This window comes from Flavobacterium arsenatis (assembly GCF_031456785.1).
Lineage (GTDB): Bacteria > Bacteroidota > Bacteroidia > Flavobacteriales > Flavobacteriaceae > Flavobacterium > Flavobacterium arsenatis.
Map to the genome: position 1 here is coordinate 51,299 of NZ_JAVDVI010000006.1, position 16,143 is coordinate 67,441.

The 16,143-nt window shown below is 35.0% G+C and carries 21 protein-coding genes; 17 read left to right on the forward strand and 4 right to left on the reverse strand.

Features of this window, described 5'->3' with window-relative positions; all coding sequences use genetic code 11:
• The first annotated feature begins 616 nt into the window (after positions 1-616).
• The 8 genes from J2X31_RS08030 (at position 617) to J2X31_RS08065 (ending at position 7,679) form a co-directional block, all read left to right on the forward strand.
• Positions 617-1,612 carry a hypothetical protein gene (locus J2X31_RS08030; RefSeq protein ID WP_310025852.1) on the forward strand — a complete coding sequence of 332 codons (996 nt, stop codon included), beginning with the start codon at positions 617-619 and terminating at the stop codon, positions 1,610-1,612.
• 62 nt (positions 1,613-1,674) lie between these two features.
• Complete coding sequence (locus J2X31_RS08035) at positions 1,675-2,187, forward strand: hypothetical protein (RefSeq protein ID WP_310025854.1); 513 nt, start codon at positions 1,675-1,677, stop codon at positions 2,185-2,187.
• An 89-nt stretch (positions 2,188-2,276) separates the two neighbouring features.
• A complete protein-coding gene (locus J2X31_RS08040; RefSeq protein WP_310025855.1) occupies positions 2,277-3,077 on the forward strand; it encodes a hypothetical protein in 801 nt (266 codons plus the stop codon).
• Between the two features lie 204 nt (positions 3,078-3,281).
• Positions 3,282-4,070 (forward strand): alpha/beta hydrolase family protein, encoded by a 789-nt coding sequence (locus J2X31_RS08045; RefSeq protein ID WP_310025856.1) that lies wholly within the window; start codon positions 3,282-3,284, stop codon positions 4,068-4,070.
• Between the two features lie 289 nt (positions 4,071-4,359).
• Positions 4,360-4,740 (forward strand): hypothetical protein, encoded by a 381-nt coding sequence (locus J2X31_RS08050; protein WP_310025857.1) that lies wholly within the window; start codon positions 4,360-4,362, stop codon positions 4,738-4,740.
• A 247-nt stretch (positions 4,741-4,987) separates the two neighbouring features.
• Entirely contained in the window at positions 4,988-5,812 is an 825-nt protein-coding gene (locus J2X31_RS08055) for a helix-turn-helix domain-containing protein (RefSeq protein WP_310025858.1), read from the forward strand.
• Between the two features lie 92 nt (positions 5,813-5,904).
• Positions 5,905-6,846: an NAD-dependent epimerase/dehydratase family protein gene (locus J2X31_RS08060; RefSeq protein ID WP_310025859.1), complete on the forward strand. Its 942-nt coding sequence runs from the start codon at positions 5,905-5,907 to the stop codon at positions 6,844-6,846.
• A 68-nt stretch (positions 6,847-6,914) separates the two neighbouring features.
• Complete coding sequence (locus tag J2X31_RS08065) at positions 6,915-7,679, forward strand: helix-turn-helix domain-containing protein (protein ID WP_310025860.1); 765 nt, start codon at positions 6,915-6,917, stop codon at positions 7,677-7,679.
• A 13-nt stretch (positions 7,680-7,692) separates the two neighbouring features.
• Here the strand turns inward: J2X31_RS08065 and J2X31_RS08070 are convergent, their stop codons facing one another.
• Complete coding sequence (locus J2X31_RS08070) at positions 7,693-8,067, reverse strand: nuclear transport factor 2 family protein (protein ID WP_310025861.1); 375 nt, start codon at positions 8,065-8,067, stop codon at positions 7,693-7,695.
• 93 nt (positions 8,068-8,160) lie between these two features.
• Between J2X31_RS08070 and J2X31_RS08075 the strand changes: the two genes are divergently transcribed.
• From J2X31_RS08075 to J2X31_RS08095, 5 genes are all read left to right on the forward strand, one after another.
• On the forward strand, positions 8,161-8,706 hold the full coding sequence (locus J2X31_RS08075) for a DUF1398 domain-containing protein (RefSeq protein ID WP_310025862.1): 546 nt from the start codon (positions 8,161-8,163) through the stop codon (positions 8,704-8,706).
• A gap of 150 nt (positions 8,707-8,856) precedes the next feature.
• A complete protein-coding gene (locus tag J2X31_RS08080) occupies positions 8,857-9,222 on the forward strand; it encodes a VOC family protein (protein WP_310025863.1) in 366 nt (121 codons plus the stop codon).
• A gap of 47 nt (positions 9,223-9,269) precedes the next feature.
• Entirely contained in the window at positions 9,270-9,719 is a 450-nt protein-coding gene (locus J2X31_RS08085; protein ID WP_310025865.1) for an SRPBCC family protein, read from the forward strand.
• A 31-nt stretch (positions 9,720-9,750) separates the two neighbouring features.
• Entirely contained in the window at positions 9,751-10,158 is a 408-nt protein-coding gene (locus J2X31_RS08090) for a VOC family protein (protein ID WP_310025866.1), read from the forward strand.
• 165 nt (positions 10,159-10,323) lie between these two features.
• The gene (locus J2X31_RS08095; protein ID WP_310025867.1) at positions 10,324-10,722 is read left to right on the forward strand and encodes a VOC family protein; all 399 of its coding nucleotides are present in this window, start codon (positions 10,324-10,326) and stop codon (positions 10,720-10,722) included.
• A 13-nt stretch (positions 10,723-10,735) separates the two neighbouring features.
• Here the strand turns inward: J2X31_RS08095 and J2X31_RS08100 are convergent, their stop codons facing one another.
• On the reverse strand, positions 10,736-11,098 hold the full coding sequence (locus J2X31_RS08100) for a VOC family protein (RefSeq protein ID WP_310025869.1): 363 nt from the start codon (positions 11,096-11,098) through the stop codon (positions 10,736-10,738).
• 92 nt (positions 11,099-11,190) lie between these two features.
• On the opposite strand from J2X31_RS08100, the gene J2X31_RS08105 reads away from it, so the two are divergent.
• Entirely contained in the window at positions 11,191-11,769 is a 579-nt protein-coding gene (locus tag J2X31_RS08105) for a GNAT family N-acetyltransferase (RefSeq protein WP_310025870.1), read from the forward strand.
• A gap of 44 nt (positions 11,770-11,813) precedes the next feature.
• Here the strand turns inward: J2X31_RS08105 and J2X31_RS08110 are convergent, their stop codons facing one another.
• Positions 11,814-12,023, reverse strand: coding sequence for a hypothetical protein (locus J2X31_RS08110; RefSeq protein ID WP_310025872.1), 210 nt, complete (start codon positions 12,021-12,023; stop codon positions 11,814-11,816).
• Between the two features lie 174 nt (positions 12,024-12,197).
• On the opposite strand from J2X31_RS08110, the gene ruvX reads away from it, so the two are divergent.
• Complete coding sequence (gene ruvX, locus J2X31_RS08115) at positions 12,198-12,611, forward strand: Holliday junction resolvase RuvX (RefSeq protein WP_310025873.1); 414 nt, start codon at positions 12,198-12,200, stop codon at positions 12,609-12,611.
• Here the strand turns inward: ruvX and J2X31_RS08120 are convergent.
• Positions 12,608-14,824 (reverse strand): FUSC family protein, encoded by a 2,217-nt coding sequence (locus J2X31_RS08120; protein WP_310025874.1) that lies wholly within the window; start codon positions 14,822-14,824, stop codon positions 12,608-12,610. The two genes, ruvX and J2X31_RS08120, sit on opposite strands and share 4 nt — an antisense overlap.
• A 181-nt stretch (positions 14,825-15,005) precedes the next feature.
• Between J2X31_RS08120 and def the strand changes: the two genes are divergently transcribed.
• Both def and J2X31_RS08130 read left to right on the forward strand, forming a co-directional pair.
• Positions 15,006-15,596 carry a peptide deformylase gene (def, locus tag J2X31_RS08125; RefSeq protein ID WP_310025875.1) on the forward strand — a complete coding sequence of 197 codons (591 nt, stop codon included), beginning with the start codon at positions 15,006-15,008 and terminating at the stop codon, positions 15,594-15,596.
• A gap of 70 nt (positions 15,597-15,666) precedes the next feature.
• Entirely contained in the window at positions 15,667-16,104 is a 438-nt protein-coding gene (locus J2X31_RS08130) for a DUF5606 family protein (RefSeq protein ID WP_310025878.1), read from the forward strand.
• The last annotated feature ends 39 nt before the right edge of the window (positions 16,105-16,143 follow it).

Consider the following 16,143-nt stretch of genomic DNA (forward strand, 5'->3'; position numbering starts at 1 on the left):
TTGAAAAGTTATGGTGTGAATCGTAACATTATTTTAAGAAGCCAAACCTTAATAGGCCATTGTTTTATTGGAGGTAATTTCGGGCATATACCTTATTGGTAATCGGCAGCTACTATTTTTTTGCTATTTTCAGAGTTATATCCGAAGCAGTATTGTAACTCACATAAAGACAAACGGTCGTCTTATCGTGATTATGTTTTGACATGAAAGCCCGAAATTGTGCTCAAGTCGCATAAACACTCGCCTGCTGTTCACCGCAAGTGAAAAGTTGGACACCGCAAGTAGAAAATTCTTTACCGCAAGCAGAAAATTCTTTACCGCAACCAAAAAAATGTTCAACCCTATTGGAAATTTGGACACTGCAAGTAAAAATATGCCTACACCAAGTGAACACTTTTTCACCCCAAGAAGAAAATTGCATATCGCAAGCAAAACGTTGGACACACGAAGGGAAAAGTTGAGTTTTTGGTTTAAGAGGTTTTATTTTAGGGTTTTACGGAAAACCGTAAGGAGGGTTGAGGAAAAAGATTTAAGTTTGGATATTATTAATTAAATTTTTAATGCGTTTATTATACTAGTAGTTTAAAGAAATTAAAAAGATAAACATCAAATAATTATGACAACATTTAAAGGTGCGATGCGTTCATATGGAGCAGCAGTTAGACGAATGGAACGAGATCAACAAAGGAGAGCTCGTGAATCAGCAAAAAGATTTAAAGAACAACAAAAGCTTCAAGATATAGCAGATATTGCTCAAGCAGTTCGGGATTATAATTCTTATGTAGAAACATTAAAATCTGTACATAAAAATTGTACTGAAAAAATTAGTTGGGATGAAATTAAAAATAATCCTGTACCCATCGAGCCATCTAAAAAATCGGCAAAAGAAGATTTCGCACTACAGAGGTTAAATACTTTCAAGCCTTCCTTTTTTGATAAAATATTTGGATCTACTAAACGAAAAATTCTTAATCTTGAATATCTACTAAAGGTTGCAAAATCAGAAGATGAAAAAAATTACGAATTAGCACTAATTCAGTATAGAAAGGATTTAGAAGATTGGGAAGAGTTACAGGAAATTGTTCAAGGTATTGATAATAAGAAACCTGAGCTTTATTTAAGAGCATTACAATTCTTCAATCCTTTCGATGATATTGGAGAGTTAGGATCTCAAATAGATTTTAATATTTCAAATGAACAAATTGATATTGAGTTATATATAAATAGTCAAGAAGTAATTCCTAACTATGAATTGAGCCAAACATCAACTGGTAAAATGTCAAAAAAAAATATGGCCAAATCTAAATTTAATGAATTATATCAAGATTATATTTGTAGCTCGATTATCAGAGTTGCAAGAGAAGTATTTGCTTATTTACCAGTGGATAAAATTAGAATTAACGCAGTTTCGGAATTACTCAATCCAAAAACAGGACATTTAGAAAATGCTCCAATAGTTTCTGTAATAATTTCTTCAACGACCTTAAATAAATTAAATCTTAATTCGATAGATCCTTCTGATAGTATGCAAAACTTTGTTCATAGAATGAATTTCAAAAAAATAACAGGTTTTGAAGAAGTAAAAAAAGTAGAACTTGATGATTATAATTAATCCTGTATAATTTCTAAATTAAACTATCAAAGAATTAATTCAATTCATTAAAACAAAAAAATATGAAAAACATACTATTCACATTTTTCCTTTTGTCTGTAACAGCAATTTCATTTTCTCAAACCAAAGCAAAATCAAAAACTGTAAAAACAGTAGTGGCTGTTAAAGATGAAATGAAAAACTGCACAGCAGATATTAGTTGTAGTCAAAAATTTGGGACAACTGTGACTGAAAGAGAATATATTTTGACTGTTATTTATGACGATAGCACTATCAAATTTTCAACATCAAAAAATCCAATTGAAAAAACTATGAATAATTACGACGTAACAAAGAAAACTGAAAAGTATGTTGTTGCAGTAAATAAAGAGGGAAACTATGCTTTTTATAATATAAAGAAAAAGCAATTTTATTACATTGATTATTATTTAAATAGATACTTAACTGCAAGTTATGGTTCTGAAACAACAGAAATACAAAAGACTGCCGAAAAAATGATGGAATTACTAAAAAAAGGAAATTCCCAAAAAGACGTAATACAAGATTTGATTAAACAAGTCGAATACGATTTCTAAAAAAAAAACTAGAGATTTCGAACACCGTGTTTTTTTTGGCAGACTGAAGTCATCGAACAGAAAATTATCCTAACGAAAATAAAGTATCAATGAAAAAAGATTTTCTACGACCAGTTGATGTAAAGCTTGAGCGTGCTAAAGTTCAAATTGATGAAATATTTTTATTGGTAGAAAAATCTGTAGCTGACAACAGAATAAAATTTTCTTGTAATGAGTTTGAAAATAAATTAGGTTACTATCTTTATGTAGGTGATTACACTGAAGACAATTTTTTTGAAGAATTGAGTGTTAGAGTCGGAGAATTTATTCACAACCTTCGAAGCATACTTGACAATTTAGTTTATGCACTTGCTCGAGTTCATAATGATCCTCCGAAAAATCCTAGAAAACTGTCCTTTCCTATATGTGAAAACAGGGAAATTTTTGATCGTTCTACTATTGATATTTTAGAACAGATTCCATTACCAGCTAGAGAAACAATACTCTCTGCCCAACCATTTATGTTCGGTAACTTACCAGGATTTAAAAGCGAATCATATGTATTGTCGATAATTACATATCTTAATAACGCCGACAAGCATAGAATTCCGGCATCATTTATAGCTGTGTTTGATGAATTATATATAAATGGCAAAATCTATTTTGACGAAGACGATTATGTAGAAATTAACGAAACCCAAAAGTTTAAAATTCAATTACCAGTAACACCAAAATTAAAATTCTTCGAATTCCATACAGAAGATTTTATATATCAAATTGATCTAGAATTTAAATTAAGCTATAATATCGCAATAGAAGTTTTTGATGAAATTTTACATATAGATTACTTAAAAAATCTGTTGAGATCTACTGAAATACTTGTAAGACATTTTAGAAATAATTTTGAATAACCTGATCGCTCATATATCCACAATAGTTAGCGAGGTTTTGCGATCCATACCCGCTGACGCTAGCTTTTAAATTGTGAACACAAAGTATAAAAAATTAAAATGTATTTTTGTTTGAGGCTATACCCTATAAACTTGTGGTAGCGATAAATGTAAGTTGTAGACAATGCAAATCAAAATCGTTCAAAATTTTTACAATACTCCAAAATGAAAATCAACTCTTTTTCCAACTTATATCTTTGGTTGTTATTGATAACCTTACCCGTAACTGTATTTTCGCAATCGACGGACTTTGTCATTCAAGATGTAAAGTTTGAAAGTCAGGGCATCACTCTTGCAGGCTCAATCTTAAAGCCTAAAAATCCATTTGCGGCAGTTGTAATTGTTCATGGGTCTGACCCAGTAAAAAGAGAAATGGAGTTCGCAAAACGTCTTGCCAAAGAAGGTATTGCTGTATTGACTTATGACAAACGTGGAGTTGGAGCATCTGGAGGCGTGTATGCAGGACCATCTGTTGGCACGAATAATATTGACACTACTAATCTGAATTTATTATCGCAGGATGCAAATGCAGCTGTAAATACATTTCGGACCTATTTGAAAGACAAAAAAACACCAATTGGATTGGTTGGGTTCAGTCAAGCAGGCTGGATAATTCCAATTACTGCAAGCAAAAATCCACAAATTGAATTTATGGTTTTATTTAGTTGCCCTACGATTACGACTCTGGAACAACTCCGGTTTCAGTTTTATACCAACGGGAACAATACTTTTTGGGAAAATCATACAGAAGCAGATGCTCGTGAACATATTAAAAATGACCCAGACCGGTATCAATTCGTGGCGACTGACCCAAAATTTTCTCTGAATACTCTTTCGATTCCTGGACTTTGGCTTTTTGGTGAGAAGGATATACAAATTCCTGTAAAGTTGTGCATAGAGCAATTAAACACATTTAAAGTTCAAGGTAAGCCTTTTGAATATATTTTGTTTTGAACATTAGGACACAATACGGTATCTGACAACGATACAACACCTTTTGACATTTCAATTCAATGGATAAAACAGAAAACTTTGAGTATTAAAAAATCAAAATAAACACGATAGTTTTTTTTTGAAAAAGCTCCAAGAATCTCAATTGTCGCAAACCACCCTTTCATTTGTCGTTTTACCAGAGCAGGTTTTAAAAACAAACGCAATATTTTTTCTCGCTATCCGTAGTTAAGTGGTGCTACTTTTTTATTCTAAAATAAACTACTTTATCAAAAATTAAAACAAACCACTTATGAAAAAATTCATTATGACGGCTATTGCCATTTTTGCATTCACACATTTAATGAATGCTCAAAAAATTGACATCAAGAAAGATATTGTTTCAATTGACGGAGTAGCTTGCTTAAAAATTGGGGGAGATTCCAACAATGTATCCATAAGCACTTTAGAGGGAGAAGAGATTGTATTTCTGAAATTTGCTAGAAAATACGGAGACTTATACAATAAAATTACTTTCCTAGAGCAGAAGGTTACCTTCACCTCTCAATCGTACATCTTTACCAAAAAGCTGTTGATTAAGAAGTTGCTGGAAGATGGCACACTAAAAGATTGTAAATTAGACAGCGAAAAAGTAGAAAAATTCGCTTTGAAATATGATGAAAAAGTAGAATAACGTGTTCGAAGTAAACAACAAACCAAAGAGTCATGCATATTTATGGCTCTTTTTTTTTGATGCCAAAGGAATCACAACGTTATGATTTTGGTTCTACTAAAAATTCTGCTTGTTCGAGAATTAATTGGAACTTGTTTTTGTTAGATTTGTTCAAGGCTTTCAATCTTTGTGGCAAAGAGTGTAAAACTGTGCTATCGTATTTAGTTGTAGTACCTTGATAATTTACTAAAAAAACAAATCAATAGTTATGGTAGAAAAAACAAATTCGGATTATATAAATTATCGAGTGGCCATTCCGGAAGGATATGAAGATGTGTTTACGCATTTTTACTATGCAAAAAACGAAACCAGTGCAACCATCACTAAAAAGTTGATACCCTCTTATCAAACCATTTTAATCTTCAGTTTCGGAGCAAAACCTTATTTTACATCTAAACAAAATCCCTATTTAGAAGTCGACAAATACCTAATGTTGGGACCCATGAAGCATATCATCGAGTATTCTTTGCCTCCCAATGCAGAAATGCTTTTGGTTAATTTTAAAGACGATGCTTTTTTCCGTTTCTTCGGAAATGCAACTATTGCTGAGGATGTGCCGATTGTACCCAATGAATCCGTCAAGGAAGATTCTTTTATGCTTTTGTGGAATGAACTCAACAGCCTCAACAATGTTCAGGCAAGAGTTGATCAGATTTTAAAGTTTAGTGTGCCTTATTTTGGAAACCAAACAAAGATTGCCGAACAAATCATAAACTTTAAGGATCAATCCTTAAATCCAATTAAATCCATTGCCAGTGAGAACAATCAAACAGAACGGAATACCCAGCTGAACCATCAGAAACACTTTGGGTATTCTGCAAAGGAATACAACCGCTACCTCCGTTTTATAAAGGCAATAGCACTCATTGATACCATCGCTTTTACAAATTCTAAAATAGATTGGTTCGAGGTGGTTACCCAATGCGGTTATTATGACCAAAGTCAGCTCATAAACGATTTTAAGCATTTCATAAATCTTAGCCCCACCAAATACCTGAAGTTCCAACAAGATATTTGCAATCCTAAATCCTGATTTCGTTTTCTTACAATTGTTGCAGATAGTGCCGTCCTATCTTTGTAGTATAAAAATCAGACTTTTAATATTTACAATTAATAAACAGAATTATGAAACAGACCATTTTAGGAGCAGGTGGAGCAATTGGTATTGAACTTGCAAAGGCATTGGCAGATTACACGTCAGACATTAGGTTGGTGAGTAGAAATCCCAAAAAAGTAAACCCAACAGATACCTTGTTTCCGGCGGATCTGACCAAGAGGGAGGAAGTGTTCAAGGCTGTCAAGGGATCCGATATTACCTATGTAACCGTAGGATTTGAATACAATACAAGTGTATGGAAAGCATCCTGGATACCTTTTATTCAAAACGTTGTGGACGCTTGTTTGGAACATGATTCCAAGCTGGTATTTTTCGACAATGTTTATGCAATTGGTGGTAACAACGTGAACCATATTACGGAAAACGCTCGTATAAGTCCAACCAGCAAGAAAGGTGAAATCAGGGCAGAGGTTGACCTTATTATTTTGGAAAACATGCAGAAAAATAATTTGCAGGCAATTATTGCAAGATCTCCCGATTTCTTTGGAGGTACGGCAAGCCAAACAAGTGTCATGATGAACCTTGTTTTTGACAATCTGAAGAAAGATAAAAAAGCACAATGGTTTTGCAATGCCAAACTTGTACACAGCATGGGTTATGTGCCTGAACTTGCCAAAGGAACTGCAATGCTTGGAAATACACCAGAAGCCTACAATCAAATTTGGAATTTACCAACCGATCCTCAAAAAATAACAGGTGAAGAATGGATAGACCTTTTTGCTAAAGAAATGGGCAAAGAAAATAAATATACTGTTCTGCCGAATTGGATGGTAAAGGGAATCGGGTTGTTCGTACCGATAATGAAAGAGCTGGGTGAGATGAATTACCAATACGACAGAACCTATTATTTTGATAGTTCTAAATTCAACAACTACTTCAACTATACACCTATTAAACATGAATTTGCCGTAAAGAAAGCAGTTGAACAGATAAATAATGCTAATAGTTGAAGAACGGCGACAATAAAGATAAAATAGCTACAAATACCTACACGACATCCTAAAAACCAAACCAACCAATGAAATTTGAAAAACATCTACCAATCCAGCAACTAAAACCCTACATCAAGTATTTTGTAGTGTCGGAGAATGAATTGGAAAATCAGTACAAGGTTTTTCCATCTTCTGGATTGGTGATTGGTTTTCAATACAAAGGGCAACTTGCTACTTTGAAAAACGGTACCGAAAGCAAACTCACTACAGCTGGAATTACAGGAATCACCGATGGTTTTAAGATATTTAAAAATTCGGCAAACATTGAAACTGTACTGGTTTACTTTACCGAAATAGGTTTCACACATTTTGCCTCGCATCCTGCCAATGAATTGTTCAACCAGAGTCTTTCATTGGAGGATGTATTTGATAAAAACAGTGTAGCCGAAGTAGAAGAAAAATTGGCATCGGCCTCTACCGACAATCAAAGGATAAAAATAGTGGAGCAGTTTCTAATAGGACAACTCAAAGACATTCAAACCGACAAATTGATTGTGGAAGCCGTGAAGCTCATCTACCAAAGTAACGGGACAATTCGCATCAACCAGCTCAACGAAAAGTTGTTCATCAGTCAGAGTCCTTTTGAAAAGCGGTTTAGGAAAGTGGTGGGAACAACACCTAAAAAATTTGCCTCAATTGTTCGTTTTAATGCCGTTCTTGACAATTTGAACGAAGCCAAAACGCTGACTGAAATTTGCTATGAAAACAATTTCTTCGACCAAGCTCATTTCATCAAAGACTTCAAACAGTTTACAGGCGACACTCCCGAAAATTTTAAAAGGTTTTTATAGTTGCTGTAACCAATCAGATTGCAATTCCACTTCCACCGACTACTTTTATGCCATCTTTAAATTTTTTCCAGAAACGGATGTAGCGGTATTTGGCTTCAAAATTCTCGGCATTATAGCTTCCTTTTAACTCCATTACTAGTATAATGACAGCCATGTCTTCGATGATATTGAACGCTTCAATTTGGGAGTTTATTTCGTTAATTTTCAATGCCCCATCACGATAGGTTTTCAAATCAATTTCTTTGGTTATTACTTCACCACTTGGAATGACGAACAGCAAATCATCATGCAGTAATTCTTCAAGTGCGTTTATATTACTTTCGGTGATTGCTTTATAGAGTTTATTTTCCTGTTCTATAATTTCACTTTTCTTGATAATAGTTTCCATAAATTATCTTGGTATTACTCTTTACTATTACACAAATGTAAATTATAATTATCTGATTGAAAATTAGAAATAGTAGAAAAACGATTTTTTACAATGACACGGATTTTATCGGTTGCACTTTTGCATAACAATCTTAATGCAAGAACAATGAAAAAAGCAATTCTTAAAACGGCAATCATTTTGGCAAGTTTAAGCAGTGTGATTGCATGTAATTCAACAAAAAGTTTAACCCTTAAAAATCAAGAAAAAATGTTTACAGTAGAACAAATCAAAGAGGCACACAGCAAAGTAAAATCAGGTGCCGAATTTCCATCTTACATCAGGGAAATTAAAAAATTGGGTGTCACACATTATGAAGCTTATGTAACAGATGGTCATATCAACTATCATGGTGCAAATAATTATACCGCAAAAGCACCTGCAAAATATGAACCTCTAGTAATTGCCGAAATTTCAAAAGACGAGGAGTTCAAAAAGGAATTAATCGAGCATCAGCAAGGCAAGACAGATTTCCTGACGTTCATTAAAATGTGTGCCACTTTTGGTATTGAAAAATGGGAAATCTGTATGGATAAAATGACCTGTACCTATTATGACAAAGCTGGAAATGAAATTTTGGTGGAACAGATTCCTCAATAAACCTGACAGATTGATTATCGATTTGTATTATAAGTCTTATAATTCCCTTGCCCAAAATCCCCCTTTAATTTGTCTTGTTTGCACAGGAATTCTAAAGGGGTTTCTTTTTAAATTTGAGAGAACAATAAATCAATAAAAGACTCCTACCAAATGGATATAAAATTTGAAGCCGGAATCAACATCGCGATAAAGATTCCGAAAAGTAAGTACGAAAAGACGGTTGCTTTTTACAAAGATATTCTGAAGTTAGAAGTAGAGGAAAAACCCATTACCAATCCTACCGTTTCTAGAACCCACGAAGTGAAATTCGGACATAATATAATCTGGTTGGATTGTGTTGACAGTTATACACATTCCGAAACTTGGCTACAACTGACTGTTCCAAATGTTGAAAAAGCAACGGAATATTTACTATCGAATGGTGTGGAAACGTGTGACGAACTTGAAGCGCTTCCTAAGAACATGCATTGGATACAAGATCCGGCAGGAACAGTTTTTAATCTTCAGACGAAGTAAATATCAATAAATAATAAACAATAAGTAATAAAAATAACTATGATGCTATGGAAAAGAATAAAGTAACACTTCACAGGGTTTTAACGGCACCTCCAGAAAAAGTTTTTAAGGCATTTTCAGATGTGGATGCAATGGCGTTCTGGTTTCCTCCTTACGGTTTTACATGCAAGGTACACAGTTCGGATTTCAATGTGGGAGGAAAATACAGGATGTCGTTTACCAATTTCTCAACAGGCAACAGCCATTCCTTTGGTGGCGAATATCTGGAAATTATTCCCAATAAAAAGCTGCAATATACCGACAAATTTGACGATCCTAATTTTCCGGGACAAATCATCACAACTGTTGAATTGCGTGAAGTAAGCGTTGGTATAGAACTCATGATAACACAGGAAGGAATACCCGATGCAATTCCGGCCGAGATGTGTTATCTGGGTTGGCAGGAATCGCTGGACAAGCTGAAGCGTTTGGTAGAACCGAATATTCCGGATGCATAACACTCTTAAAACAACTCTTAAAATTTAAAAAATGACAAAGCAAATTTTTATCAATTTGGCAGTTAGCGACCTGCAAAAGTCTATGGATTTCTATACCGCTTTAGGTTTTTCAAACAATCCTCAATTTTCGGATCACACGGCAAAATGCATGGTTTGGAGTGAAAGCATCTATGTGATGCTCCTGTCGCACGAAAAGTTCTCAAGTTTTATAAACAAGCCAATTGCCGACACAAAATCAGCTGTGGCAGGACTTTTTTCGTTGTCTTTTGACAGTGTGGAGGAAGTAAACACCACGATGGAAAACGGACTAAAAGCTGGCGGAATTGAACCAACAGAAATGAGAGATTATGGTTTTATGCAACAGCGAACCATAGAAGATTTTGACGGTCACACCTGGGAAATTTTCTTTATGGATATGTCGAAAGTTCCAACGGAATAATCAAAGCGAAACAAAAATAGGAATGCGAAGTATAAGAGCTTCGCATTTTTTGTTAGATGTCAGAGTAAATAAAATGACGACTCCGACAAATAGTGTAATATTTTAGGAAAAACGTATAAGCAAAAAAGCTTCATCCTATCGTAGTTTAGTAGAAAAAGTAAAGCTATGAAACCTACCATGATTTGGGCCAATTTGGCTTCGGAAGATTTAGAAAAAACAACGGCATTTTATACGGATCTTGGGTTTGAACCCAACGGCACATTCGATTCAAAAGAAAGTGCAAGTTTTATATTTGCAGAAAATGATTTCGTGATTAATTTCTTTTCGAAAGAAAGAATAGGAAAGGCAATGAAAGGTACTGTTGTTGATGCTAAAACTCAAAATGAAATCATCTTTTCAATGTCGGCCGATACAAGGGATGAGGTGGAGGAATGGTTTGAAAAAGTGCGGAACATTGGCGGAACCACTTTTTCCGAACCAGAGGATTTTGAAAAAGGCTATACTTTTTGCTTTGCCGATCCAGACGGACATAAATTCAACGTTTTGTATTGGCCGGAGATGTGATGGTTTACTTTAATTAATAAAACTCCCCAAAATGCCACAAGATTCCCGACGGATCGTGAACGAAGCATTCTTTTCCCCAATCCATTTTCCGGACAGGGACTAACCTTGCATCAGGGTACTTGCTCGTTAGGTCCAAGGTCAAAAGCTCTTCCCAAAAGCGTTCCACATCATCCACTTCCATAAAAACCATCGTATTGTCAATCCAATCCTTAACATTGGCATCTTGCAGATAGAAACCAAGTTCATTAGAATCAAAATAAGACATATCTGGACTTATAACATTCTCCTTGAAGCCCAAGTCACGGTAGAAACTTCTTGAAACTTCAAAATCCTTGGCTCCTATAAAAGGTCGGATTGATTTGGCTTTGTGTTGCATATTTGATTTTATGGAATTAATTACATTCAAATATAATCAAAGTCACTTTACTAGGAATTATTAAAATCAGTAAAATCCTAAATTAAAGTTATATGTTTAATTTTACATATAATTTTTTGAATATGGATCAAATCGAAATAACAACTCCAAGGCTCTTGCTCAAAAGCATAACTCCCCAAATCATAAACACGCTGTTTAAGGAAAACACGGAAGCGGAAATCAAAGAGTTTTTTAATGCAGATGAAAGCGGATACAATCATTTGAAGAATATGCACGAAGGCGGAATGGAAACGCATCGTCTTTCGCTGTTTTATTTTTTGATATATAACAAGGAAACGAATAAGATTATTGGCGATTGCGGTTTTCATACTTGGAACAAATCCCACAGACGTGCTGAATTGTTTTATAACCTGAAACACGATCGAGACAAACGAAAGGGAATTATGTCGGAAGCAGTTACAAAAGTGCTGGATTTTGGCTTCACTACATTGGAACTTCACAGAGTTGAAGCACTAACTGCAACATGGAATATTGCATCCATAAAATTACTGGAACGCTTTAAGTTTACTAAAGAAGGAACAATGCGGGAGGATTATGTAGTAGAAGGAAAAAATGAAAATTCCGAATGTTTCTCCTTGCTGAAATGGGAATGGGAGAAAAACAAAGTATAAAAAAAAACGCTCTAGCAAATTTTACTAGAGCGTTTTGTGAAGTTTTAAGATGCAATCGGCATTCTGTATAATAAATCCTGAAGAGGCTCGTGGATATCGTTGTTACGTTCTTTCCAAAGCTCAATTTTTAAGCGGGAAATAACTTCCTGTCTTTTGCTTTCTTCCAAGTTTTTCAATCTTGTTCGTAAAAAATCGACAGTTGGATATTGGTAACGAGTTGATTTTAATCTTCCGATGATGTAATTTGAGTCCATAGTAATTTTATTTTTGAGGTTAAGTTTTGTTTTAATTTCTTTAGCCAAATTAGCAATGAAATATTACCTGTATGTTATACTATAAATTACAGATGTTATAAAATTCTTATCAGATGGCTGTGAATTTCAAAACACTTAACACAAAACCCTATCTTTGCCTCCAAAAACAATCTTATGCCAAGAATCCTAGCCATAGACTACGGTCAAAAACGAACCGGAATTGCCGTTACCGATGAAATGCAAATCATAGCATCCGGACTGACGACCATTCCATCTGAAACGGCTATTGCTTTTTTAAAGGATTATTTTGGCAAGGAAAAAGTAGAGAAGGTACTCATTGGCGAACCAAAGCAAATGAATGGAGAACCGTCTCAAAGCACGGAAATCATCGAAAAGTTTGTAGCTCAATTCACAAATGCTTTTCCTGAAATGAAGATTGAAAGGGTAGATGAACGTTTCACTTCAAAGATGGCGTTCCAAACCATGATCGACAGCGGACTCAAAAAGAAGCAACGCCAAAACAAGGCTTTGATTGATGAAATATCGGCTACAATAATGCTTCAGGATTATCTTTCGAGAAAGTTCTAGATTATGATTTTAAGTTTTCGGGTAGCTTTCAGGATGCTTTCGGATAAATTGGTGAGCCAAATCAATTGCTCGATAACCAGTTGGGCTTCCTTCATCTTCAATTGAAAATCATTTTCATCTTTAGTATTATCCCGCAATTCCTTCGCTCGGATGTTTTTCAGTTCCGTGAAGCGAACTTCCAAATCGGCTTTCTGAATCGTGTTGAGCAATAAATTTTCACCGTCTGAATGCAACACTTCCATTGCATTGTCAAGGTTTTTCAGGACGGTTTCCACCACCACATTAAAAGCTTCCGAAGCCTTGCTGGTTTGATGCGTTTGGATATACGTTCCCAATGAAGCCGAGGAGGAAACCAAGGTATGGTTCAATTCTACCAACTTATACACCTGTGGCATGTGTTTTTGCTTGGATTTTGGCTCTTGTGTCATCCTTTGAAATGAAGTCATCAAGTTTCCAATTTCGATAAAGGCTTGTTTTCTGGCTAATTTATAAGAAGTAGTAACTTCTCCTTTCTGATTGTAAAAAACAGAAATTTCCTTGATGTAATCGCGATTGGCCTTTATGGATTTTTCCAAAAACATTCGAACGTTGAGGAATTCCCATGAAGGCCAAAGGAAATAATTTGCTGTAAAAGCAAGCAAAGCTCCAACGACAGTATCCAAAATTCGGTATTGGATGACTTCGTTTACATTTGGCGTAAGCATTCCATAAATAAAAACCACATACATGGTCACGAAAGTTGCTCCAACTTTATAATTCGTTTGTGTAAATGTGAAACCCAGCAACATCGCCATAATGGCAAAAGAACTTATGGCAAAGCTGTTATGCACAAACGAAATGATTCCGAAGGCAATTATTCCACCTAAAATAGTTCCGAAAATACGCTCGTAGGAACGTTGTTTGGTTAATCCGTAACCAGGTCGCATAATCACAACAATGGTCAATAAAATCCAATAGACGTTTTGAAAGGGCAATAATTTTCCGATGATAAAACCAAGCAGAATCGTGATGGTCAACCGAAGGGAATGCCTGAAAATAGTGGAGGAGAAGCTCAAATTTTCTTTCAACGTACTCCAAGGATAATACAAAGGCGAGAGGAATTTTTCCAAATCCTTTTCAATTCCTTTCAAATCCTGCGGATTGGTGGCTAATGTAAAAGCACGTTCAACCACTTTGATCTTTTCAATTTGCCTTTCGGCATAATCCCTCATGTTTGAGAGCATCAGTACGCCTTCCGAAGCTTCTTCTTTTCCGAGTTCTTTTTCATATTCCAAGATGCCTTTTTCAAGAGCTTCCAAATCCTGAAAAAGATGGTGTTTGGAAACATATTTGGTCTTGTCTTGTAATGATTTAGAAAGCTTTTTTAGTGTTGAAGCAAGATTATAGGCAAGGTTCTGATAGGTAGCCAACGCCTTTGGAAAAGCACTGAATTTTTCGTGCAATTTGCTATGATCGAAAGAAGTAGAAAGGGCGAGTTCCAGGATTTCAAGCAAGGAATCAAAAACAATCAGCATTTTCCTGTTTTGATTCGAGCTTCCCGAATTGGAACGGTTTCGAATCAAAATTTCTCTTAAATTCTCATGAATAGTGTTCAATTCGACTTGCAAATACAATTGCTTCTCGATTATTTCTCCTCTTGAAGCATCGGCATCCCAGAGTTTACCTCTTAATTTCAAGTATTTTGAAGTCAATTTGATGCATTCGGCAATTTGTAATTCTACATATCTATAAGGTCTGATTCTGTAAAAAGTCAGGGAAACAATCAAATAGAATAATCCTCCGGCCAACATATATCCGGCATTAATTAGGATATCCAATCCGGTATTCAAGTGTCCGAATGCGAGGCAAACCGACAACAATCCCGAAAAGGAAATCATTGTAGCCCGATGTCCATACACAGAAATCATCGAAAGGAAAAACAATATAAAAGCGAGAAAAGGATAAAAGATCCAAGGAAACGGATAGGTAACATTTACTAATATGGCAGAACCTACAATGATTAAAATGGCCACGAGAATACCATTGATTTTGTGTTTCAAATTACTCGGAATATCACTCGGATAGGTAAGGATGGCTCCGATGGCAATTCTAAAACCAATGTCAAACAAATCTAAATACCCAAATAATACGACAGGCAAAACCGCAGCAACTGTAACCTTTAGTGCATTGGTAAAATTGGTCTGGTCGGTAAAATTTTTAACTGAATTAATCATTTCGAAAGGTTGCCTTACAAAGATAAGGAATGCAGGAGATTTAAGCTTTGAAAAAATAAAGAATTAAAAAGTTTCTATATTAGCAAAAGGTTATCATCTGTTATCTTTTTTCACTATTTTTGCCGTCCGTATTTCATCAAGGCACTCTTTTTGATAATGCGTAATACTTAAAATTTTGAAAATGATTTTACCAATTGTAGGATATGGCGATCCGGTTTTAAGAAAAATGGCAGAAGATATTCCGCAGGATTATCCGAACCTGAAAGAAACCGTTGCAAACATGTACGAAACAATGTATAACGCTTACGGAGTTGGGTTGGCCGCTCCGCAAGTTGGAATGGCAATTCGCCTGTTTATTGTAGATACCACGCCTTTTAGTGACGATGAGGATTTGTCAAAAGAAGAACAAGAGCAATTGAATGGTTTCAAGAAAACCTTTATCAATGCCAAAATGTTAAAGGAAGAGGGCGAAGAATGGGGTTTCAACGAAGGTTGCCTTAGTATTCCAGAAGTTCGTGAAGATGTTTACAGAAACGAACAAATCACGATTGAATATTATGACGAAGATTTCAAAAAACATACTGAAGTTTATGATGGTTTGAGAGCACGAGTAATCCAGCACGAATACGATCACATTGAAGGAATTTTATTTACCGATAAAATATCTTCTTTGAAAAAACAGCTGATCAAAAAGAAACTTCAGAACATCATGGAAGGCAAGACGCGTCCGGATTATAAAATGAAGTTTGCTTCACCTAAGAAAGGGAGGTAGTTTTCAGTTAGCAGTCACAGTTTTCAGTTATTAAAATAAATAATACTAATAAAAAATAAATAATACTAAAATGAATTTAGATAAAATATTAGCAATTTCAGGAAAGCCAGGTTTATATGCCTTAAAAGTGCAAACCCGTTCAGGTTTTGTTGCAGAATCTTTGATTGACGGTAAAAAAATCACGGTTGGATTGAGAAGCAATGTAAGTTTGTTGTCAGAAATTTCTATTTATACAGTAAGTGAAGAAAAACCACTTGTTGAAGTGATGCGTAACATCGCCATCAAGGAAGATAATGGTCCTGCACCTTCGCATAAAGAAGACAATGCAACTTTGGTTGCCTATTTTGCAGAGATCCTTCCAGACTATGATCAGGACAGGGTGTATCCTTCGGACATTAAGAAAGTACTAAACTGGTACAACATGCTTCAGGCAAAAGGAATGGTTTCTAAAGAAGTTCCCGTTAAGGAAGAAGCTCCAGCAGAAGAAGCGGAAGCAACTAAAGAATAAATTCGATATTTCTTACCATAATATAATCCTGTCAGGCTA